The sequence below is a fragment of the Flavobacterium bomense genome (genome assembly GCF_003970355.1).
In genome coordinates this window covers 1-1,154 of record NZ_RYDJ01000199.1, presented here as the reverse complement: position 1 = coordinate 1,154, position 1,154 = coordinate 1, and the positions used below count along the sequence as shown (strand labels likewise).

2 protein-coding genes are annotated in these 1,154 nt (G+C 34.7%); both read right to left on the bottom strand.

The window, feature by feature from the left end:
* The coding region (locus EKL98_RS16730) for a beta-L-arabinofuranosidase domain-containing protein (RefSeq protein ID WP_199740748.1) at nt 1–891 on the bottom strand (891 nt) is incomplete at its 3' end.
* Nucleotides 892–1,028: 137 nt separating this feature from the next.
* Nucleotides 1,029–1,154 (bottom strand): beta-xylosidase family glycoside hydrolase (locus EKL98_RS17745; RefSeq protein ID WP_158618349.1); only part of this gene is annotated, 126 nt, incomplete at its 5' end.

Sequence of the window (1,154 nt, the reverse complement as noted above, 5' to 3'; positions counted from 1 at the left end):
ACGCGTTTGAGTTACACTTTGCCAAAAATATTCTGATGCCTGTTCCCAATCAGTATTATGTGTTAATGTGGCGATTTTTTCAAACCCAATTACTTTAGGTATTTGTGTATTGGCATGAAGACCTGTCAGTTTATCTTGCTTCTCAAGCAGAGGATTTAAAAGTTTAAGATGTGAAAGTTTTTTAGCAGCATCGAGATATTTCTTGTCTTTTGTAATTATGTATAAATCGGCAAAAGTTTCGTTGATTCCACCGTGTTCCGTATCCAATACGTGTTGAATTTGCTCCGTAGAAAGTGGTTTTATGAGTTCGATAAACCAATCACCTAAACCAATCAAAACTTGCTTGGCTTGTTGATTATCTGTAATTTCATAAGCATCTCGCAACCCCGCAAAAAGTTTATGAATATTATAAATAGGAACCCAAGTATTATTCAACCCGAAAGTGCTTCCATCAATATCCCCTTTGTCGATACGTTCCCAAAATACTTTCCCATTAGGAATGCCTCCAACATAGCCATTGCCGTTTTTTGCTTGACAAAGAGCGAGTTCATTAACCATATAATCCAAACGCATCTTTAGTTCGACATTTCCAGTACTTGCATACATCATGGCTAAGGCGGACAAATAATGTCCACCGATGTGACCATCTAATCCTGAACTTTCCCAGTTGCCATATCGATTGGCTTTCAATGGTAAGCCGGCATCAATCAAATAAGGAGCGAGTAATTTATCAGGATTGAGTTCTAGAATGTATTTCAGGTCAACATTTTGGGCCTTTTTAAACATACCATCCGTTAGCTTTACATCCTGCAATTTAAAAGGTTGCATTTGTGCAAAAGAAGATTCAACACAAATAAGGATTAGTAAGTATTTTAAATTTTTAAATTTCATAAATTTTAGTTCAATTTATAGTCTACTCCAATTAATCAATCTCTTAAATTTTTAGATTTAATATACTCTGCCATTTATTTAATGCCAAAGAATTAGTCTTTGACATTAAACGTATAGCTGTTATTCTTAAAAATTAATTATTCAGGTTGTGCATCATTTGCTGAAGTAGCATACAATCCTAACAAACAACCAGTAAATCCACCTGCTACATCAGTCGATAAAATATCACCAGAAACAGTTCCTCCTACGGTAACAAAATCAAC